Genomic DNA, 20,419 nt, shown 5'->3' with positions numbered 1-20,419 from the left:
TGTTCGCCCTGCCTGCAACGAGCAGGGCGATTTCAAGGAGAAAAGACATGACCGATGCGAACACCAATGCCGAACGTTATCTCGCCATCTGGAACGAGACGGATGCCGTTCGCCGCAAGGCGATGATCGCCGAGACCTGGGCGGAAGACGGGCTTTATGTCGATCCGCTGATGCGCGGCGAAGGCCATGACGGCGTCGATCGCCTGGTTGAAGGCGTCCAGGCGCGGTTTCCGGGTTTCCGCTTCACGCTGCTCGGCGCGGCCGACGGCTATGACGATAATCTGCGCTTTTCCTGGGGCCTCGGTCCGGTGGATGGCGAGGCGCTGATCAAGGGCACGGATTTCGCCGTCCTGGAAAACGGCCGGCTGAAGTCGGTCCGCGGTTTCCTCGATCAGGTTCCCGCTGCCGCATGACGACTCTCGCACCCGCCCGCCCCCTCGGTGATTTCCTGCGTGAATGGCGCCGCCGCCGGCGCATGAGCCAGCTCGACCTGGCGCTGGAGGCCGATATCTCGCAGCGTCATCTGAGCTTCATCGAAAGCGGGCGGGCGGTTCCGAGCCGGGACATGCTGCTGCATCTCGCGGAGCGGCTTGAAGTGCCGCTTCGCGAGCGCAACCCGATGCTGCTTGCAGCCGGTTTCGCGCCGGTGTTTGCCGAGCGCAAACTCGACGATCCGGCGCTCCAGCCGGCGCGCCGCGCGATCGATATGGTGCTGAAGGGCCACGAGCCCTTCCCCGCACTCGCGGTCGACCGGCACTGGACCCTGGTGGCCGCGAATGCCGCGGTGGCACCGCTGCTTGTTGATGTCGCGGACCAGTCGCTGATCGAGGGGCCGGTGAACGTGCTGCGGCTCAGCCTGCATCCGCAGGGCCTTGCGCCTCACATCGCCAATCTTGTCGAATGGCGCAATCACCTGCTCGAACGGCTGCACCAGCAGATTGCCGCGACCGGCGACCGTATTCTTCAGAAACTGCTGGAAGAGCTCTCGGGCTATCCGATCCCGGACGGGGCGTCGAAGTCCGCGCCAAAGCATGATTATGCGGGCATCGCCGTGCCGATGGAATTGCGGACGGAGGCGGGGCTTTTGTCCTTCATCTCGACCACGACGGTCTTCGGAACCCCGGTGGATGTGACGCTGTCGGAACTGGCGGTCGAATCCTTCTTTCCCGTCAATGACGAAACGGCCCGGCTTCTGCGCCAAATGGCAGAGGCCGGGCCGTCGAAAAGCGACAGTTAGAGAGTTAGGGTCGCGGGCGGATCAGAATTCGGTCCACTGCGATTCCGCCGTTGCGGCAGCCGCGGCACCGCCGAAGGACTTGCTGACGCGCTGCGCAAGGCGACGGGCCGGCGATTCCTGCGGGACGGCGTTGCGGCCGGCCGCGGCCGGAGCGGAGCCGTAGGCCGGCCGCTGCTGCATTCCGGAACGCTGGCCGCCGTCGGAGAGCTTGAAGCGGGTGAGGAGATCACGCAGCTTGGTGCTTTCCGATGCGAGATTGGCGCCGGCGGCATTGGTTTCCTCGACCATCGCGGCGTTCTGCTGGGTCACCTGGTCCATCTGGTTGACGGCAGTATTGACTTCGGCGAGACCGAGCGACTGTTCGCGGGCTGCGATAGCGATCGCATTGATATGCTCGTTGATGGTGACGACGTGGCTTTCGATCGTCTTCAGCGCATCGCCGGTCTCGCGGACGAGCTTCACGCCGTTCTGGACCTCGGCACCCGACTTGCGGATGAGATCCTTGATCTCCTTGGCCGCATTCGCGGAACGCTGGGCGAGTTCGCGGACTTCCTGTGCGACGACCGCAAAACCCTTGCCGGCTTCACCGGCGCGGGCCGCCTCGACGCCGGCATTCAGCGCGAGAAGGTTGGTCTGGAAGGCGATCTCGTCGATCACGCCGATGATGTTGGAGATCTGGCTGGACGACTGCTCGATGCGCTGCATCGCATCGACGGCGTTGGCGACGACGGCGCCCGACTGGGCGGCGCTGGAATTTGCCTGCAGGGCGATCGTCTTTGCCTCGTCCGCACGCTTGGAAGAATTCGAGACGTTGGCGGTGATTTCGTCGAGGGCCGCGGCGGTCTCTTCAAGCGAAGCGGCCTGCTGTTCGGTCCGCTTGGAAAGGTCGTCGGCGCTCTGGCTGACTTCACGCGAACCGCTGTCGATCGAATGGGCCGAGCCGGCGACTTCCGAGAGTGCCGCGCCGAGGCCGGACACGGCCGAGTTCAGGTCTTCGCGCAGTGCTTCGAAATCTGGAGCGAAGGGTTCGTTGAGCTGGAAAGCGAGATCGCCGGAGGCAAGGCGGCGCAGGCCGGCGGCGAGGCCGGAGGTCGCTTGCTGGAGGCGGGCCTGAGCGGAGGCTTCCGCCTCTTCCTGCACGCGGATACGGTCGGCTTCGGCTTGGGCGCGGGCTTCTTCGGCCTGTTCCTGAAGCTGCCTGTTGGAGATCGCGGCCTGACGGAAGACTTCCACGGCACCGGCCATCGCCCCGACTTCGTCCTTGCGTCCTGCAAAGGGGATCTCGGTAGCGGTGTCGCCTGCGGCAAGGCCGCTCATCGAGGCGGTGATGCGCTGGATGGGTCGGGCAATGCCGGACAGCACGTAGACGGCGGCACCGACGATCAGCAGGAAGACGACGCCGAGTATGATTTCCATCGTGGTGAGCGCGGTGGAATAGGTCGTCTCCGCCTTGGCGGTTTCGAGGGCCGCCTCATCCGTGTTCGACTTGACCAGTTTGGTCACGGCTTCCATGACCGGCTGGATGGTGATCCGCATCTTTTCCATCTCGACGCGGGCGCGGGCGTCGGAGGCCTTGCGGGAGAAATCCAGCATCTTCTGCCCGCTGAGGACGTATTTGTCGATGCCGGTTTGGATTTGCTCGATGATCTGCTTTTCCTGGTCGCTGGAGATCAGCGGCTTGTAGGTCTGGAGAGCAGCCTTGAGCGTGTCGGACTGCTGGGCGATCAGCTTTTCCGCAGTCTCCATGCCGAAGTCCGACGTCGTCGTCAGATGCCCCATATAGGCGACCGTCATTCCGAGGATGGCCGTCTCTATATTCTTCGAGGCCTGAACGCTCGGCATCGAGTTTTGCGAAATCGTGGTGAGATTTCCAGCGACATTGGAGAGCGAGGAAATGGCCGCCCAGGCGAGAACGGCGACGAGCGCCGCAATCGCGCCGAAGACGGCGATAAGCGAACTGCGAATGGAGAGACGGGACATGAGGTTCGGCTCCGGATTGGTGAAGCCTCGAAAGAGGCAACGCGTTTTCACGCGCAGATCTGATATCTGGCGGTGTGGGAAAAGAACCGGTCTCATACCAGCTCTTGCGCTACACCTGATGGCGGTCGCGCGATAGCCGGGAGCTTAGGGGCAAACTCTTTAACGACAGATTGAGTTTTGATAGTATATAATGACATTCGATGATTTTTCGGCGCGGAAATTCGAAATTTCGTCCAAGCTATCCGTTTATTTTATAACAATAATATTGAAACCGGATCTTCTGAGTAACAGGTTACCTGTCAATCTGAGATTGCTTGATTTTCCGTTCAAACGGGATGCGAAATCTAGCCTATCCGGCCGGTCGATACGGGCCGGATACGAGGGTTATCTGCGGGTCCGCAGGCCGTCCATCAGCAGGCCGATCAGGCGATGCGACCGGTCACGCCATTCGGGTGATTCCGGCATGGAATAGATGCTCGACAGCGCGTGCAGGAGATCGGTCGTTTCGATGTCGCGGCGGATATATCCTCCATCGCCTGCAGTCTTCAAAAGACTTTCCAGCCCGCCACGGATGAGGCCCGAGCCCTCGGAAAAAAGGGAGGAGTTGGAGGTCATGAGGATGCGCAGGCTGTTGGCCATGCCGCGCTTGGTGGCGATATAGCCGACGAAGCGCCGCATCCATTCCTCGAGCGCCATGTCCGGCGAATGGAGCCTGGCAAGCTCGGTGGCGGCGCTCGCCAGGCCTTCGAGCTCGCGGCGATAGACCACCTCGACGAGATGCTCACGGCTTGGAAAATGGCGGTAAAGCGTGCCGATGCCGACGCCGGCCTGCCGTGCTATATCTTCCAGCGAAGTCTCGACGCCCTTTTCCGCAAAGGCTGCGGCCGCCACCTCGACCAGCTTTTCGCGGTTGCGGCGGGCATCGGCGCGAAGCCTGATCTGTGCGGGCGATGTCGTCTTCGGCTCGGCCGAGGCCAAAATACTGCTCCAGGCAAATGGGGGCTTGACGAAAATCCGTAAGCCACTAGTTTAAACGGAGGCGCCTCCGATTATCCGGGGTGCCTTCCACTTCTTATTCCAGAGGAGGACGGATGTCATGCCGAAATGTGCCGGTGCTTGTCTCGCCGAACATCATCTAGGGCATCACAGCCAGTTGGCCAGTCCGCCCCGGGCTTTAAAGTTCTCATTATCGTGACAATGGCAGGAGCTTGATCCATGACACGAACCATCCATCTTTCGCTCGATATCAACGGGAGGCGGTACGACCTCGATGTCGAACCGCGCGTCACCCTGCTCGATGCCCTGCGCGAACATCTGGCGCTGACCGGCACCAAGAAGGGCTGCGACCAGGGCCAGTGCGGCGCCTGCACCTGTCATGTCGACGGCAGCCGTGTGCTTTCCTGTCTGACGCTCGCAGCCCAGGTCGAAGGCCGGCAGATCACCACGATCGAAGGGATCGCCACTGAGAACGGCGAGCTGCACCCCGTCCAGGCGGCTTTCGTGGAACATGACGCGTTCCAATGCGGCTATTGCACGCCGGGCCAGATCATGTCGGCAGTTGCCTGCATCCGTGAGGGCCACGCAGGATCCGACGAGGAAATCCGCGAATACATGTCCGGCAATCTCTGTCGGTGCGGAGCCTATAACAGCATCGTCGCGGCGGTTCGCGAAGCGGCGGAGATGGCGTGATGAGAGACTTTTCCTATCTCCGCGCCTCGTCTGCCGATGAAGCCCGGCAGGCGGCGCTCCAGGCCGGTTCGGTGCTGCTTGCCGGCGGCACGACGCTGCTCGATCTCGCCAAATGCGGCGTGATGGAACCGGAAACGGTCATCGATATCACCCACCTCTCGGGCCTCGGCGAAATTACTGTCGATGCCGGCGGCGCCACCATCGGTGCGCTTGCCAAGATGGGGGAGGTTGCCGACCACGCAGGCATCCGTGCCGCTTTCCCGGCGGTTTCGGAATCGCTGTCGCTGGCGGCCTCCGCCCAGCTGCGCAACATGGCGACGATCGGCGGCAACCTCATGCAGCGGACACGCTGTTCGTATTTCCGCGAGCCGGACGTGTTTCCGGCCTGCCACAAGCGCAATCCCGGCTCCGGCTGTTCGGCGCTCGGCGGCGTCACCCGCAACCATGCCGTTCTCGGCACGAGCGATGCCTGCATCGCCAGTTATCCGGGTGATCTCGCCGTGGCACTGGTTGCCTTTGACGCCGTGGTCGATCTCGGGGGGCGGACGGCGTCGGTCGACGACTTTTTCCTGACGCCGGGCAATACGCCGGAGCGGGAAACCGTGCTTGGACGCGGCGAGATGATCACCGCGATCACCGTGCCCGCCTCGGCGGCGGCAAGGAACTCGACCTATCTCAAAGTCCGCGACCGCCAGTCATACGAGTTCGCCGCAGCGAGTGCCGCAGTCGGGCTGGAATTCGAAGCGGACGGCAAGACGGTGCGCGATATCCGCGTCGCTCTTGGCGGCGTTGCCACCAAGCCGTGGCGGGCTCGCAACGTCGAACAGGCGCTGGTCGGCAAGGTGCTCAGCCCCGAAACCGTCGAGGCGGCGAGCCGGCTCGCCATGGAAGGTGCCGTTTCGCATGGCGCCAATCACTACAAGATCGAACTTGCGCCGCGCGTCGTCGCCCGCGCCATCCTGAAAGTTGGAGGTCTCGCATGACCATCATGGAACCCCGCAAACACGGCGATGCCTCCGACGGGACTGTCGGCGGCCGTCAAACGCGCTTCGAAGGCAATCTGAAGGTCACCGGTGGCGCGACCTATGCACTGGAATATCCACTCGAAGACCTTGCCTACGCCATTCTCGTGCAGAGCACGATCCCGGCCGGCCGCGTCATTTCGGTCGATGCGGAAAAGGCGCTTGCGGCCCCGGGCGTGCTGATGGTGCTGACGCCGGATGACGACCTGGGTCTCCTGGTCGCCTCCGACTGGGGTGGCAATCGCCCGGAAAACCAGCCGTATTATCCGCTGCCGCGGCAGGTGCAGTACAATGGCCAGTCGATCGCCGCAGTCGTCGCGGAAAGTCGCGAGCAGGCGGTCGAGGCGGCAAGGCTGATCTGCATCACCTATGAGAAGGCACCACATGTCGCAAGCTTCGACGACGCGGCTGCCGGCGAAGGCAAGGTGATGGACAATCTCACCGCCGGATGGGGCGATGCCGAGGCCGCTCTTGCGGCCGCGCCGGTTCAGATCGAAGGCGAATATTCGACGCCGCGCGAATATCACGTGGCCATGGAGCCGCATGGGCTGACCGTGAAGTGGGATGGCGACCGGATCACTGTCTGGGAGCCGAGCCAGTGGTCGCATGGCATGGCGCGCAGCTATTCCGAATGGTTCGGCGTTCCTTACGAAAATGTCAGCCTGGTTTCGCCGTTCATCGGCGGCGGGTTCGGTTCGAAAGGGGCGGCCCTTGCCCACGGCGCGGTGGCCGCTTTCGCGTCCAGGAAGCTCGGCCGGCCGGTAAAGCTTGCGCTCACGCGACCGCAGAATTTTACCAACTATGGCGGTCGTGCCGCGACGCGCCAGCGGATCAAAATCGGCGCGACGGAAGACGGCATCCTGCAGGCGATCGTCCATCGCGGCGCCAGCGAGACCTCCACCTATGCAGACTGGCCTGAGCAGACCGGTGCCGCCACTCCGATCCTCTACAGGATAGAGAATTTTTCGTCGCAGCATCGGGTCGTGCCGGTCAATACGGTGACACCGGGTGCGTTGCGCGGACCGGGCAAAAACCCTAGTGCCTTCGGCATCGAAAGTGCGATGGAGGAACTCGCCTACAAGCTCGGCATGGACCCGCTCGAACTGCGGCTGAAAAACTACGCCGACCACGACTACCAGTCGGGAAAACCCTGGTCGACCCGTCGGCTGCGCGAAGCGCTGACCGAAGGTGCCGAGGCCTTCGGCTGGTCGAAACGCAGCCATGAGCCACGTTCGATGCGCGATGGCAAAACCCTGATCGGCTGGGGCATCGGCTGCGGCACGTTCCCGGTCATCCAGGCGCCGAGCGAGGCGATGATCCGCATCCTGCGCAATGGCCGTGTCGAGGTCGTCAGCGGTGCGATCGACATGGGGCAGGGGACCTATACGATCCTTGCCCAGACGGCAGCCGAAGTGTTCGGCATTCCCGTCGACCAGGTCGAGGTCCATCTCGGCGATTCCCGGCTGCCGGGCTCGGCGATCGCCGGCGGCTCGATGCTGGCGGGATCGATCCTCGGTGCCGTGCACAAGGCGGCGACGGCGGCCCGCGACGAACTGATCGGACTGGCGCTCAACGACGAGAAATCGCCGCTGCGCGATACCGGCGCCAATACGCTGACCTTCGGCGGCGGCCGCATTGCCGTTCCCCGCGACCAGGGTCCGTCGCTCACGCTTTCGGAACTGATGGCGGCGCTCGGTCGCGACGAGATCGAGATCCTAAGGAATACGCTGCCGGAAGGTGCTACTGCCCAGGAGCAACATCAGGCCTGGACGAGCATGGCAAAGGTCCAAGGGCCGACCATGGGAGAATATTCCATGCATAGCTGGTGCGCCCATTTCGCCGAAGTGCGGGTGGACGAGGATTTTGGGACGGTTCGGGTGTCCCGCATGGTCTCGGCCTTCGATTGCGGCCGGCTCTACAATCCGCGGCTGGTGGAAAGCCAGTGGCGGGGCGGCATCATCATGGGCATCGGCCAGGCTCTCCTGGAAGAAGGTCTCGTCGACCAGCGCAACGGCCGCACCGTCAACAGCAACATGGGCGACTATCTGGTGCCGACCAATGCGGACGTGCCACATATCGAGGTGATCTCGGTCGGCATTCCCGACTACGGCGCCTCGGCGCTGGGCGGCAAGGGCGTCGGCGAAGTCGGCATCGTCGGCGTCGCGCCGGCAATCGCCAACGCGGTCTTCCACGCGACCGGCAAACGCGTCCGCGACCTGCCGATCACGCTCGAAAAGCTGATCTGATCGATCCCGCGCATCCGGCGTCAGTCGGGTGCGCCTATCTTCGCTTCGGCATGTTCGATGCCCCGAGGCTGCCGGCAAAACGTTCGGCCAGACGCTCTTTCCGGAAATGCTCGACTACGAAGTCGACAAAGACGCGGGTCTTTGCCGGCAGCAGCGTCTTGCTGGCGTAGTAGATCGAGATCGGCCCGATATCCGCATACCAATCGGGCAGCAGCCGGACGAGCGTGCCGCTCTCCATATACGATAAGGCATCCGGCATCGCGATCATCGCAACGCCGAGGCCGAGGCTTGCTGCGTGGGCAATGGCGGCCGGGTCGTTGAGCACCATCTTTTCCCTCAGTGCGACCGGCACTTCATCGCCGCTGGCATTTCGCATCACCCATTGGCGGATACGGCCGGTATTGGAAGAACGCATATGGATGCCGTCGAGGTTCGCAAGGTCCGCCGGATGAGCCGGTATGGGCCTGTCCTTCACGTAGGCCGGTGAAGCGACCAGAACGATGTGGGCCGGCGCCAGCACCCGGGCGACTGCGCCGGGCGTCAGCTCAAACCCACCGCCGATCGCTGCGTCATATCCCTCGGCGATCAGATCGACCTGCCGGTTTTCGAAGGACCAGTCCGGACGGATCAGCGGGTAGCGCGCCATGAACTCGGGCAGCAGCGGCAGGATATAACCCGTTCCGAAATGCGGGCTCATGCTGACCTTGAGCACGCCGGCCGGCTCTGCGCTTTCCGACGAGGCGCCAGCGATCGCAGCCTGCAGCGCCCCGACGTGATCGCTGATCTCCGACAGAAAACGTTCGCCCGCTTCCGTCAGCGTCAGCCTTCGCGTGCTGCGCTGGAAGAGGCGGGTGCCGAGGTTCCGCTCCAGCATCGCGACATTGCGGCTGACGGCCGCGGGCGTCAGTGCCAACCGCCTGGCTGCAGCCGAGAAACCGCCAAGTTCGGCGCTGCGCATGAAGGATTCGAGATTGGCGAGACTTTCCACGGCGGATCATTCTCAATGGTTGCTTGAAGATGATTGGCATTATTACCGGCTAATCAAGCGCCAATCCAGAGGCGATATTCCTGTCATCGAAACCACTGGAGTATTGCAATCATGACCATCGGTATCATCGGCGCCGGCAATATCGGCGCAGCCTTCGCCCGTACTCTTGCAAGAAACGGCGTGCGCGCCACCATCGCCAACAGTCGCGGCCCGGCTTCGCTCGAAACATTGACGGCTGAGCTGTCGCCCTGGATTTCCGCTGGCACGATCGAAGAGGCCGCAAGTGCGGACATGGTGCTGATCGCGGTTCCGTGGACGAAGCTGCCGGCTGCGCTTGCCGGGCTGCCGGATTGGAACGGCCGGATCGTCATCGATGCGAACAATCCGATCGAGTCGCCGCTCTACAAACCGGCCGAACTCAACGGCCGCCTTTCCAGCGAGATCGTCGCCGGCCTCGTGCCCGGCGCCCGCGTGGTGAAAGCGTTCAATCATCTGTTTGCGAAGCTGCTCGAGGCCGACCCTGCTTCCGAGGGCGGCAAGCGGGTGCTGTTCTATTCGGGCGACGATGCGGCGGCAAAGACGGAAGTCGCCGCCTTGACGGAGAAGCTCGGCTTCTTCGGCATCGACCTCGGGCCGCTTGCTGTCGGGGCCAAGCTGGCGCAGTTTCCGGGAGGCCCGCTGCCGGGACTGAACCTCGTCAATTTCGGCTGATCCTCAGTCGTCCGAATAACGCTCCTCGGACCAGGGATCGCCGCGCATATGGTAGCCGTTCTTCTCCCAGAAGCCGGCCTGATCCTTGTCGAGGAACTCGATGCGGTTGAGCCATTTGGCGCTCTTCCAGAAATAGAGGTGCGGCACCACCAGCCGCACCGGCCCACCATGTTCCTCGCTCAGCGGCTTGCCTTCCCACTCGGTGACGATGATCGCGTCCGGCGAGGCGAAATCCGAGAGCAGCAGGTTGGTGGTATAGCCGTCATAGCTGGTCAGCATGACGGCGACCGCCTCGTCCTGCGGGTCGACGAGATCGAGGAAATCGTGTGTCGGGACCCCTTTCCAGTTGTTATCGTAGCGCGACCAGGTGGTCACGCAATGGATGTCGGAGCGCATCTCGGTCTGCGGCAAAGCCTGGAAGGCCGCCCAGTCCAAGGTCCGGCGGTTGTTGACGAGGCCGCGCACGTCGAGTTTCCAGCGCTCGGTCGAGACCTGCGGCTGCTGGCCAAGGTCGAGTACCGGCCAGTTCTTGACCAGGTGCTGGCCGGGCGGCAGGCGGTCGGTTTCCGGCCTGGTGATCCTGCCTGTCAGGAACTTGCCCTGTTCCGCCCATTTCCGCTTGGTGATGGTGAGCTTCGAATCCTCGGGCTCAATCTCGTCGGCCATGTCCGGTTCTCCTTGCGTCGTCCGATAATCTGATAAACAAGAAAGGCAATCAATCACCTGTTCGGAAAATCCTGTTCTCGGAAGATCATGCCTGCCTTCAATCCGCTTATCGAAAAGCTCAGCCCTCCGCCCGTTCCCTCCGTCGCCGCCTGGGGGCGTGCCTATGACGGGTCCAAAGGTCCGCTGATCGACCTCTCTCAGGCCGTACCCGGTTATCCGGCCCATCCGGACATGCTGAAGCTGCTCGGCGAGACCGGCTCTTCAAAAGCCTTTACCGGCTATGGGCCGATCGAGGGCGAGGCGGAACTCCGGACAGCCTACGCGGCGCATGTCTCGGAGGTTTATGGCGCAGGCATCGGCCTTAAGAACATCCACATCACGTCGGGCTGCAACCAGGCTTTCGTCTGCGCCGCGATGACGGTGGCCGGCCCCGGCAATACGGTGCTGATGACCGAGCCCTTCTATTTCAACCACGAAACGACGCTGGCGATGATGGGCGTCAAGACCGCCTTTGTCGCCTGCGATGCGGCGAACGGTTTCCTGCCGGATCTTATCGGGCTCGAAGCGGCGATTACCGGCGAGGTGCGGGCGCTGGCGCTCGTTTCCCCCAACAATCCGACCGGGGCGATCTATCCGCCGTCGCTGCTCGAAGCGATCTTCAATCTCTGCCGGACCAAGGGCATCTGGCTGATCCTCGACGAGACCTATCGCGACTTTCTGCCGGTCGCGGACCAGGCGCCGCATACGCTGTTCAGCCTCGACGGCTGGGAAGACACGCTGATCAGCCTTTACAGCTTTTCGAAATCCTTCTGCATCCCCGGCCATCGGCTCGGCGCGATCACCGCCGGCCCGATCGCGGTCGAACAGATCGCCAAGATCATGGACAACCTGCAGATCTGCGCACCGCGCGCCGCTCAGGCTGCCGTCGCGAAGGCGCTGCCGCTGCTCGCCGACTGGCGGGAGGAGAACCGCCAGGAGATCGGCCGCCGTGCGGATGCGCTGAAGGCGGTGATGCGCTCCGTCAACGACTGGAAGCTCGACGCGATCGGCGCCTATTTCGCCTTCGTGCGGCATCCCTTCCCGGGCAGGAGCTCGGCGGAAGTGGCGGAAAAGCTTGCGAAGCAGGCCGGCATTATCTGCATTCCCGGCGCCTATTTCGGCGAGAGCCAGCAGAATTATCTGCGCTTCGCCTTCGCCAATGCGGACGTGCCGACGATCGGGCTGCTGCAAGAACGTTTGCAGAACTTTTCCCTATCGTGAGCCTGGGCGTCCGTATATAAGCGGATCATGGTTCAAAGAGCAGGCAGCGCCGATCTCCCGCTTCACGGCGGCCGGGTTCCCCGGTGGCTCGGTGAGCGCATGACGAAACTGGGCGCCATCATCACCCAGGCGATCGTCATCGAATACGGCCGCGACGAACTTCTGCGGCGGCTGGCGCATCCCTTCTGGTTCCAGTCCTTCGGCTGCGTCATGGGCATGGACTGGCATTCTTCCGGCATCACCACCAGCGTCCTCGGCGCACTCAAGCGCGGGCTGACGCCGATGGCCGGCGAGCTCGGCATCCATGTCTGCGGCGGCCGCGGCCAGAGCTCCCGCAAGACGCCGGACGAGTTGATCGCCGTCGGCAACCGTGTCGGCATCGACGGCAGCGGCCTTGCGACGACCAGCCGTCTGGTCGCAAAGGTGGACAGCGCCGCGGTGCAGGACGGGTTCGATCTTTACCTGCACGGGTTCATCGTCACCGACGATGGCAAATGGGTGGTGGTGCAACAGGGCATGAACGGCGACAAGCGCCAGGCGCGGCGCTACCACTGGATCTCGGAGGGCTTGAAAAGCTTCGTCGATTCTCCGCATGCGGCAATCGAAGGCCGCGGGCAGGGCGAGATCGTCAATCTCGCCGACCACCGCGCCGAAGCTTCCCGCAAGGGCCAGCTCGATCTGCTCGCGACGCTCGGGCCGGACCGGATCATCCGCGAGGTGATCGCTATCGAGCCAGCGCGCAAGATGAAGGAACCGGCGCAGCCGATGCTGCCGCATCTGATCATGCCGGCGCATCACGATGTCCGCGAGGAGGACGTCAACATGAGGCGGCTGCATAGCACGCTGGCGGCGGCGGCCGATCGCGGCCCGGAAGATTTCGAGAACCTGTTGCTGATGCCGGGTGTCGGCGCGCGAACGGTCAAGGCTTTGGCCATGGTGGCCGAGGTGGTGCATGGCGCGCCCTGCCGTTTTTCTGATCCGGCGCGTTTCTCGCTCGCCCACGGCGGCAAGGACCGGCATCCGTTTCCGGTGCCGCTGAAGGTCTATGACGAGACGATCAAGGTGATGAAGTCGGCGGTCGGCAAGGCCCGGCTCGGCCGCGAGGAAGAGTTGCAGGCGCTGAAGCGACTCGACGACCAAGCCCGTCAGATGGAACGGTATGTGACAGGCCCGGACCTCAAGGAGATTGTCGCCGGCGAGTTCCGCCGCTCGCACGAATGGGGCGGCCGCAGCGTCTTCGGCTGGGAGCCGCCGGCGGAGGAGACCGCCAATTTTCCGGGATCAGCCGATTACTTGAAGGGATCGTAGCCGGGCATTTTGTAAACGAGTTCCGGCTGTCCCTGGATATCCGGCACGTAGACCTTGTCCGTCCAGGCGTCTCTCGGAAAGTCTTGGATTGCGACCGACACGGAACTCTCGGCAGAGCCAAGAGCGGTCATGACCGCCTTGGTCACCTCAGCCGTCAGCGCCTGCTTCTGCTCTTCGGAGCGGCCCTCGACCATTTTGACAATAACATGGGGCATGTTGCGCTCCTCCGATGGACATTTTTCAAATCAACCGTGAGTTAGGATAGACCGTCTTGCTCCGGAAGATCAATTGAGAACTGCCGAAAGGGCCCATATCAGAATCTCAGCATGTAGAGGAGCGCGCGACGTCAGTCTGACTTACGCAAACTGGATGCAAAGATGCCCAAACTAGTACCATAACCCTCGATAATCACATGATCACCGGCGCTGAGAGTGTTCCACTGATCTTTTGATATTCGGCAGAATGAGTCAAACATGAACGGCAAATTCTCGACATGAACCCCGGATTTACAGCCCTTCTCGCTCGCCCTCTCCGAGATGGTGAATGGAAGTTCCACATTCCGGCCAGCGACTAATGCGAGAATTACCGCCAAGGAAATGACAATTGCCGTTCTTCCCATGAAGTAGATGATCAGCAGAAAAGTGAATGCAGCGCAGACCTTCGCTGCATCGCTTGGCAAGCCATTTCCGCCTCGCCGGATGACCCACAAGCTTGTTCCGGCACAAGCCAATCCGACTCCATGTCCAAGGAGATTGGTTGAAGAAACCCAACTGGATGAAGGTAGGAATTGGTAGCCAAATATACCGGTAAGCAAGGGCAAGAATCCAATTAGAATCCAGAAGCGGAGTATGCGAATACCCATCCTCAAACGAGGACCTGTGGCTTTCTGAATCTCAGTGGCTAGCGAGTTGGACGCTTCGCGCAAGCGCGGATCTACCATTTTCACCCCATTGAACGTTGAGCAACCACAGGGTTGCATAGCAACCGCCACATATTCAAGATCGAGAGTAGCCCAAAAGTCCCGCCTGGAAAGTGTCGCAGCCGATGCCCTCACGCCATCGGCGTCGTCGCGCGGTCTCTACCAGTGGATGCGATGCGGCCGGCGAGGTCGGCGATACGGTCCATGGCGGTTGCAACCACATCGTCCGGGACCGTCAGCGAGATGCGCAGGAAACCTGCAGCCTGGTCTCCGAAGGAGGTGCCGGGCATGACGGCCACCTTTTCCTCGCGCAGCAGTTCCCAGGCGAATTCCTCGCCGTTGAGGCCGGTGGCGGTCACATCGAGCAGGACAAACATGCCCCCTTCCGGCGGCATCGGCTTGACGAGATTGCTGCCGGCAAAGGCCTTCTCGACGATCGTGGCGCGGCGGCGATAATTTTCCCGCATCACGTCGGCAGTGTCGAAATGCTGCGACAGCGCCATGGCGGTCATGTCGGAGATGAAGGGCTGCACGCCGAACAGCATGGTTTCGGAAACCGGCAGCAGTCTTTCACAGAACTCTTCCGGGCCGGCGGCCCAGCCGCTGCGGAAGCCGGGGGCAGCGTGAGATTTCGAGATCGACGAGACGGCGATGGTGCGTTCGGCCAGTGCCGGAATATCGAAGGGGGAGGCGAAGGGCGTGCCTTCGAAGATCAGCTGCTCATAGACCTCGTCCGACACGATCCAGAGGTCATGCTTGCGGCAGACCTCGCCGATCGCGGCGATCTCGGCAGCGGTCAGCACCGCGCCGGTCGGGTTGTGCGGCGTGTTGAGGAGAAGCACGCGGGCCTCCGGCGTGATCGCCCGTTCGAGATCCTCGGCCTGCAGGTGGAATTTCTTTTCCGGACGCAGCGGCACGGGGATCATATGCGCGCCGGTGGACTGGATGACGCCTTCATAGGTGGCATAGAGCGGATCGCCGACGAGCACGCCGTCGCCGGCTTCGACGAGACCGGTCATGACGGCATAAAGAGCGGTCTGGGTGCCGGGGAAACAGAGGAAATTGCGCTCGGTGACACCTGGCCGGCGTTTCGAATACTTTTCCACCAGCGCCTTCAGCACCGGCGGTTCGCCGCGGCCATTGGAATAACGGGTGCGGCCGGCATACATGGCGCGCGCCGCCTCATCGAGCAGAGCCTTGTCCGGCTTGACGTCCGGCTCGCCGATGGTGAGTTCGATGATGTCCTCGCCCGATGCCTGCATACGGCGGGCGGTCAGGTGGAGTGCCCAGCGGCCGGAGCCGAGATGGGCGAGGCGGTCGGTGATCGAGGCATAACGCATCGGTGGTTCCTTTTCTTATCGTTGTTCGGCCGAAAGCTCGCCGGGCTGCAGGCGCAGCAGCGCTTCCACGGAAATCAGGGCATTTTCTGCGAGTTCGTGTTCCGCAAACGTATCGGCCGCAAGCGTTCCCTCCAGCCAGAGGCCGTCAACGAGCGCGTTGACCCCGATCGCATAGGTACGGCATTGGGCGGGGCTCAGTGCTCGCTTCTCCTCGACGAAGAAGGCGGACAGCAAGGTTTCCAGCGCCGCAAGGAAGGAGAGATAGTTTTCGCGGTGGATGGCGGCGAAGCTCTGGTCGATCTGGATATGGCTGATGAAGGCGGCCCAGAGCGACAGCGTGCGCGGGTCGGTGACCGGCGGCGTCACATTGGCGACAATGAAGCGGCGCAGGCGCGAGCGCGCCGTCTCGCCCTCGATCGCGGCAGCAACCGCCGCCTCGGTCATGCCGGCCATCACCTTTCGGTAGGCCGCCTGCAGCATCTGGTCCTTGCTGCTGAAATAGTGCCGGATCAGTCCGCCGGTGACGCCGGCGCGCATGGCGATCTGGCGGACCGTCGCGCCCTGGATGCCGAACTCGGCGATGCAATCGAGCGTCGCGGCAATCAGGTCCTCGCGCCGCTCGGCCTCGCTTGCCCTATGGTAGGTGCGGCGGTTCACGGGTCATCTCCTGAGGAACGGGCAGGCCGTTCTTCGCACGGCGTCACGGCTTATTATACGCTCGAATAATTCGCGCAAGAGAATTCCTCGAACTTCCGCCGCATCAGCATCGTTCGGGCGGCGAAAATTCATCGCAAAATGTAACTTCCTATCAGTTTTTAGGGGTGCGCATTAAGGGATCCTACACCTTAACCTTCACAATATGGAACCGATACACCTCCCAAAGGGCGGTGACCGCGGCGGATTGGGGGATCATAATGTCGTCGGCTGAAGAAAAACGCGAACTGCAAAAGCGTCTGGATTTTATCGGTCTGGACCAGGAGGCACGCTCGACGCTTCGTCGTCTCGCGCCGACCATCAATGCCGGCCTTTCGACGGCTCTCGGCGCGCTTTACAAGAAGATCCAGTCGACACCCGACACCGCCAAGTTCTTCACCAACCAGGCTCACGTAGAAAGCGCCAAGAAGCGCCAGATGAGCCATTGGAACGTTGTCGGCGAGGCCAAGTACGACGAGCGTTATGTGGAAAGCGTGCAGGCCGTCGGCGCCGCGCATGCCCATGCCGGTCTCGACCCGCGCTGGCATATCGGCGGCCAGGCGCTGGTCGTGGAAAGCCTCATCCACAAAGTGATGACCGAGAACTGGCCCTCCCGTTTCGGTCGCGGCAAATCCGAAAAGCTTGCCAAGGACGTTGCGACGCTGGTCAAGGCGGCGATGCTCGACCTGGACTATTCGATCTCCGCCTATCTGGAGATACAGGCAGAACAGCGCCGCCACGCCGAGGAGGCGAAGCTCGCCGCCGATGAGGAGCAGGAAGTTGCGCTCGAGGCTCTGGACGACGTGCTGCAGGGGCTTGCCGCGGGCGATCTGGAGAGCCGGCTTTCCACCGCTCTTCCTGAAAACTTCGTCAGGATGGCGGAAGGCTACAACGGCAGTGCCGAGAGGCTGCGCGGCACATTGGCGACCGTGCGCCATGCCGGCGAGGAAATCCTCGTCAGCACCAACGGTATCTCCCAGGCCTCGAAGGATCTTGCCCGGCGGACGGAGGAACAGGCCCAGGGCCTGGAGGAGAGTTCCGCGACGCTGCACCAGCTCACCCACAGCGTTTCCGGCACCGCCGAAGGCGCCAGCAAGGCGGCCGGCGCAGTCGACGTGGCGCTGTCGGAGGCGCGTGCCTCGGGACCCGTCGTCAAGCAGGCCGTCGCTGCCATGGGCGAGATCGAGCGCTCGTCTGACGAGATTTCAAAGATCATCGGCGTCATCGACGAGATCGCTTTCCAGACCAATCTTCTGGCGCTCAATGCGGGCGTCGAGGCGGCGCGTGCCGGCGAAGCCGGTCGCGGTTTCGCTGTCGTGGCGCAGGAAGTGCGGGCGCTGGCGCAGCGCTGCGCCGATGCCGCCAAGGAGATCAAGGATCTGATCTCCGACAGTTCACGGCAGGTGCAGGCGGGTGTCGATCTCGTCAACAATGCCGGTGCAGCGCTCAGCCAGATCACTACGCGCATCGACGACATCAACACGATCGTCAGGACGATCGCGACCGAGGCGGCACATCAGTCGACCGGCCTGCACGAGGTCAACGGGGCCCTGAGTCGGATGGATTCGCTCACCCAGGAAAATTCGGCCATGGTGCTGGAGACGTCGAAGCAGACGTCGGACCTGCGCGATGCTGTTGAACGATTGGTCACGGCGCTGCGTGGCTTCAAGACCCGCAGCGCGGAACGGCTCGCCCGCGACCGCCAGAAGCGGGACGAGATGCCCGGCCGTCGCCTCGTCGCCTGATCAGCGCCTACCGCCGGCCAGCCGAACGGCTTCCGGTCTACGGCGCAGGATCAGCATCGACGCGGCGCCGAAGATCGGTCCCACCGCCAGCAACACGAATGCCCAGCGCCAACCGCCGAGAATTGCGGCCAGATGCGGCATCAGCCAGATCATGAAGATGGTCAGCGCGAAACCCATGCCCATCTGCAGCGACAGCGCCGTCCCGATGTAATTGCGGTCGGCAAGCTCGGTGACGGCGGCGGAGAATTGGGCCGAATCTCCTATGATCGAAATGCCCCAGACGATCACCACCAGCGCTAGCAGCCAGAAGGGGCCGTCGAAGACGAAGCCGATGGTAAGGGCGCAGGCGCCGGAGACGATCATCAGGCCGGCGGTGGTGGCGGTGCGGCCAAAACGGTCCGAGAGCACGCCGCCGGCGAAACAGCCGAACACACCTGATGCGACCGCGATGAAGGTGAGCAGCGAGGCTTCGCTGCTGATGCCGGTTCCACCCTTGTCGAGCGCTGCGGTCAGATAGGCGAGCAGCCAGGCCCACATGGCGTAGAGTTCCCACATGTGGCCAAGATAACCGCCGTTGACGAGCAGCAGGTTGCGGTCCTTCAGCACCCTGCCGATCTGGCGCGGGTCGAACAGCGCCTTGCCGAACGGATAAGGGCCTTCACGGGTGAAGAGGAGGAGAACGACGGCACCGGCCAGCGTCGCACCGCTCGATAAGAGGACGACATTGTGCCAGTCGACCGCCGACGACATGCCCCGAAAAAGATGTGGCAGCGACGAGCCGGCGGTGATCGCGCCGATGACGCCGGCCAGCGCGAGGCCCCGGCCGGAGATGAACCAGGTGGAGACGAGTTTCAGTGCCGGCGGGTAGACGCCGGCAAGCGCGAAGCCGGTGACCATGCGGCAGAGGATGGCGCCGGCCGGGCCGGGCTCCAGAGCCAGGGCGGCGTTGGAGAGCGCGGCAAGCAGGGCGGAGGCCGCCATCAGCCGGTTCATGCGGATGAGGTCCGGCAGGTTGAAGAGGCTTGCGGCCAGAGCGCCGATCACGAAGCCGATCTGCACACCGTTGGTAAGCCAGGCGGCGGCATTTTCGGACAGCGACCAGGCGCGTTTCAGCTCCGGCGCAATCGCGTTCGCCGAAAACCAGCAGGAAAAGGAGAGCACGACGGCAAGGCACAGCAGCGCCAGCATGGACCAGCGGCCTGCGGCTGGCGTCTCCAGGGTCGTCGCGGTGCTCATCAGTTTATCCCGTGATGCGATATCTGGCGGCGATATGCCGGCTCGACAGGCGCGGCGTTCCGAACAGTTTTTCACGGAACGGGCCTTCGCGATAGCCGGTCTTGTAGAGGCCGCGTTCCTGCAGGATCGGGATCACCAGTTCGATGATATCGTCAAAACACTCCGGCACGACGGTGCGCGACAGGTTGAAACCGTCGACGCCGGCCTCATCCATCCAGGCGACGAGGTTGTCGGCGATCTGTTCTGCGGAACCCACCATCGGCGCCTGGCGGCTGCCGAGCACCATTTGTTCGAGCAGCTTGCGCTTGGTCCATTGTGGCCCGGCGGTGCGGGTCATCGCCTCGACGTTCGAGACGATCGCTGAACTCTTGCCGGTCTCGATCGGCTCGTCGAGATCGTATTTCGCAAAGTCGATGCCGAGTGAGCCGGCGGCATGCACGAGAGCACCTTCGGAACTCGCATAGGCGCGATAATCCTCGAATTTTTCGCGCGCTTCCTTTTCGGTGCGGGCGGTAACGATCGTGGCGCCGACGAAGACTTTGACGTCCTCGGCGTTGCGGCCGTATTCGACGGCGCGAGCCCTGATGTCGTCGACGATGCCCTTGACGCCTTCGATCTTCTGGCCGTTGACGAAGACGCACTCGGCGTGGGTGGCGGCGAATTGGCGGCCGCGGGTCGAGGAGCCCGCCTGGTAGAGAACCGGGGTGCGCTGCGGCGAGGGTTCGCAGAGATGGATCGCCTCGATGCCGTATTGCTTGCCGCGGTGATGGACCTTGTGGACCTTGGCCGGGTCGGCATAGACGTGGTTTGCCTGGTCGAAGACGATGGCGTCATCCTCCCAGCTTCCTTCCCAAAGTCGGTACATGATCTCCATATACTCGTCGGCGAGGTCGTAGCGGTCGTCATGGGCGGCGACGCCCTCCAGCCCGATCGCCTTCGCGGCGCTGTCGAGGTAACCGGTGACGATGTTCCAGCCGATCCGGCCGCCCGTCAGGTGATCGAGCGTCGACATGCGGCGGGCGAAGACGAACGGCGGTTCGTGGGTCAGGTTGGCGGTAACGCCAAATGAGAGATGTTCGGTGACGGCAGCCATGGCCGGCACCAGCAGCAGCGGATCGTTGACCGGCACCTGTACGGCACCCCTCAGCGCTGCCGCGTTGCTGCCGCCGAAGACGTCGTTGACGCCGAGGACATCGGCGAGGAATATGCCGTCGAACAGGCCCGCTTCCAGCCTTTTCGCATAGTCCGTCCAGTATCGCAGCTGCGCATAGCGGTGCGACTGGTCCCGCGGATGCGACCAGAGCCCCTGTTGGATGTGGCCGACGCAGTTCATGTCGAAGGCGTTGAAACGGATTTCGCGCGTCACGATCTTCCCTCTG

At 63.0% G+C, this 20,419-nt stretch carries 19 protein-coding genes; 9 read left to right on the top strand and 10 right to left on the bottom strand.

Translation table 11 applies throughout. The annotated features are described in order from the left end of the window. Positions 1-47 precede the first annotated feature (47 nt). Together ACSQ3G_RS15910 and ACSQ3G_RS15905 are read left to right on the top strand one after the other, a co-directional pair. On the top strand, positions 48-413 hold the full coding sequence (locus tag ACSQ3G_RS15910) for a nuclear transport factor 2 family protein (RefSeq protein WP_436110711.1): 366 nt from the start codon (positions 48-50) through the stop codon (positions 411-413). Further along, positions 410-1,237, top strand: a complete 828-nt coding sequence (locus ACSQ3G_RS15905; RefSeq protein WP_436110710.1) for a helix-turn-helix domain-containing protein — start codon at positions 410-412, stop codon at positions 1,235-1,237. Before ACSQ3G_RS15910 ends, ACSQ3G_RS15905 begins: the two co-directional genes overlap by 4 nt. A gap of 21 nt (positions 1,238-1,258) precedes the next feature. On the opposite strand, the gene ACSQ3G_RS15900 is transcribed toward ACSQ3G_RS15905, so the two are convergent. Together ACSQ3G_RS15900 and ACSQ3G_RS15895 are read right to left on the bottom strand one after the other, a co-directional pair. Beyond that, entirely contained in the window at positions 1,259-3,217 is a 1,959-nt protein-coding gene (locus ACSQ3G_RS15900) for a methyl-accepting chemotaxis protein (protein WP_436110709.1), read from the bottom strand. A 384-nt stretch (positions 3,218-3,601) separates the two neighbouring features. Next, positions 3,602-4,195: a TetR/AcrR family transcriptional regulator gene (locus tag ACSQ3G_RS15895; protein ID WP_436110708.1), complete on the bottom strand. Its 594-nt coding sequence runs from the start codon at positions 4,193-4,195 to the stop codon at positions 3,602-3,604. Between the two features lie 237 nt (positions 4,196-4,432). On the opposite strand from ACSQ3G_RS15895, the gene ACSQ3G_RS15890 reads away from it, so the two are divergent. Genes ACSQ3G_RS15890 through ACSQ3G_RS15880 form a run of 3 tightly spaced genes read left to right on the top strand, consistent with a single transcriptional unit; the run spans position 4,433 to position 8,174 of the window. Continuing rightward, the gene (locus ACSQ3G_RS15890) at positions 4,433-4,906 is read left to right on the top strand and encodes a (2Fe-2S)-binding protein (protein WP_046634260.1); all 474 of its coding nucleotides are present in this window, start codon (positions 4,433-4,435) and stop codon (positions 4,904-4,906) included. Then, a complete protein-coding gene (locus tag ACSQ3G_RS15885) occupies positions 4,906-5,889 on the top strand; it encodes an FAD binding domain-containing protein (protein ID WP_436110707.1) in 984 nt (327 codons plus the stop codon). The genes ACSQ3G_RS15890 and ACSQ3G_RS15885 overlap by 1 nt, the downstream gene beginning before the upstream one ends. Continuing rightward, positions 5,886-8,174: a xanthine dehydrogenase family protein molybdopterin-binding subunit gene (locus ACSQ3G_RS15880; protein WP_436110706.1), complete on the top strand. Its 2,289-nt coding sequence runs from the start codon at positions 5,886-5,888 to the stop codon at positions 8,172-8,174. Before ACSQ3G_RS15885 ends, ACSQ3G_RS15880 begins: the two co-directional genes overlap by 4 nt. A gap of 34 nt (positions 8,175-8,208) precedes the next feature. On the opposite strand, the gene ACSQ3G_RS15875 is transcribed toward ACSQ3G_RS15880, so the two are convergent. Next, positions 8,209-9,162, bottom strand: a complete 954-nt coding sequence (locus tag ACSQ3G_RS15875; RefSeq protein WP_436110705.1) for a LysR family transcriptional regulator — start codon at positions 9,160-9,162, stop codon at positions 8,209-8,211. A 102-nt stretch (positions 9,163-9,264) separates the two neighbouring features. Here ACSQ3G_RS15875 and ACSQ3G_RS15870 point away from each other — a divergent pair, with 102 nt between their 5' ends. Continuing rightward, positions 9,265-9,873, top strand: coding sequence for an NADPH-dependent F420 reductase (locus ACSQ3G_RS15870; protein ID WP_436111723.1), 609 nt, complete (start codon positions 9,265-9,267; stop codon positions 9,871-9,873). Positions 9,874-9,876: 3 nt separating this feature from the next. Here the strand turns inward: ACSQ3G_RS15870 and ACSQ3G_RS15865 are convergent, their stop codons facing one another. Next, on the bottom strand, positions 9,877-10,539 hold the full coding sequence (locus tag ACSQ3G_RS15865; RefSeq protein ID WP_436110704.1) for a sulfite oxidase-like oxidoreductase: 663 nt from the start codon (positions 10,537-10,539) through the stop codon (positions 9,877-9,879). 87 nt (positions 10,540-10,626) lie between these two features. On the opposite strand from ACSQ3G_RS15865, the gene ACSQ3G_RS15860 reads away from it, so the two are divergent. Next, positions 10,627-11,799 (top strand): aminotransferase, encoded by a 1,173-nt coding sequence (locus ACSQ3G_RS15860; protein WP_436110703.1) that lies wholly within the window; start codon positions 10,627-10,629, stop codon positions 11,797-11,799. A 27-nt stretch (positions 11,800-11,826) separates the two neighbouring features. Next, positions 11,827-13,107 carry a DUF763 domain-containing protein gene (locus tag ACSQ3G_RS15855; protein WP_436110702.1) on the top strand — a complete coding sequence of 427 codons (1,281 nt, stop codon included), beginning with the start codon at positions 11,827-11,829 and terminating at the stop codon, positions 13,105-13,107. Here the strand turns inward: ACSQ3G_RS15855 and ACSQ3G_RS15850 are convergent. The 4 genes from ACSQ3G_RS15850 to ACSQ3G_RS15835 form a co-directional block, all read right to left on the bottom strand. After that, positions 13,089-13,322 (bottom strand): tautomerase family protein, encoded by a 234-nt coding sequence (locus ACSQ3G_RS15850; protein ID WP_105403049.1) that lies wholly within the window; start codon positions 13,320-13,322, stop codon positions 13,089-13,091. The genes ACSQ3G_RS15855 and ACSQ3G_RS15850 overlap by 19 nt on opposite strands. Positions 13,323-13,453: 131 nt before the next feature. After that, complete coding sequence (locus ACSQ3G_RS15845) at positions 13,454-14,047, bottom strand: hypothetical protein (RefSeq protein ID WP_436110701.1); 594 nt, start codon at positions 14,045-14,047, stop codon at positions 13,454-13,456. Positions 14,048-14,157: 110 nt separating this feature from the next. Next, the gene (locus tag ACSQ3G_RS15840) at positions 14,158-15,366 is read right to left on the bottom strand and encodes a pyridoxal phosphate-dependent aminotransferase (protein WP_105425474.1); all 1,209 of its coding nucleotides are present in this window, start codon (positions 15,364-15,366) and stop codon (positions 14,158-14,160) included. A 15-nt stretch (positions 15,367-15,381) separates the two neighbouring features. Continuing rightward, complete coding sequence (locus ACSQ3G_RS15835) at positions 15,382-16,023, bottom strand: TetR family transcriptional regulator C-terminal domain-containing protein (protein ID WP_105403047.1); 642 nt, start codon at positions 16,021-16,023, stop codon at positions 15,382-15,384. A gap of 257 nt (positions 16,024-16,280) precedes the next feature. Between ACSQ3G_RS15835 and ACSQ3G_RS15830 the strand changes: the two genes are divergently transcribed. Further along, a complete protein-coding gene (locus ACSQ3G_RS15830; RefSeq protein ID WP_436110700.1) occupies positions 16,281-17,804 on the top strand; it encodes a methyl-accepting chemotaxis protein in 1,524 nt (507 codons plus the stop codon). On the opposite strand, the gene ACSQ3G_RS15825 is transcribed toward ACSQ3G_RS15830, so the two are convergent. Next, on the bottom strand, positions 17,805-19,040 hold the full coding sequence (locus tag ACSQ3G_RS15825) for an MFS transporter (protein ID WP_436110699.1): 1,236 nt from the start codon (positions 19,038-19,040) through the stop codon (positions 17,805-17,807). Between the two features lie 4 nt (positions 19,041-19,044). Then, a complete protein-coding gene (locus ACSQ3G_RS15820; protein WP_436110698.1) occupies positions 19,045-20,406 on the bottom strand; it encodes an LLM class flavin-dependent oxidoreductase in 1,362 nt (453 codons plus the stop codon). Positions 20,407-20,419: the final 13 nt, after the last annotated feature.

This window comes from Neorhizobium tomejilense, assembly GCF_964254135.1.
In the GTDB taxonomy this organism is placed as follows: domain Bacteria; phylum Pseudomonadota; class Alphaproteobacteria; order Rhizobiales; family Rhizobiaceae; genus Neorhizobium; species Neorhizobium tomejilense.
The sequence above is the reverse complement of the archived record's forward strand: the minus strand, read 5'-3'. Positions and strand labels throughout refer to the sequence as shown.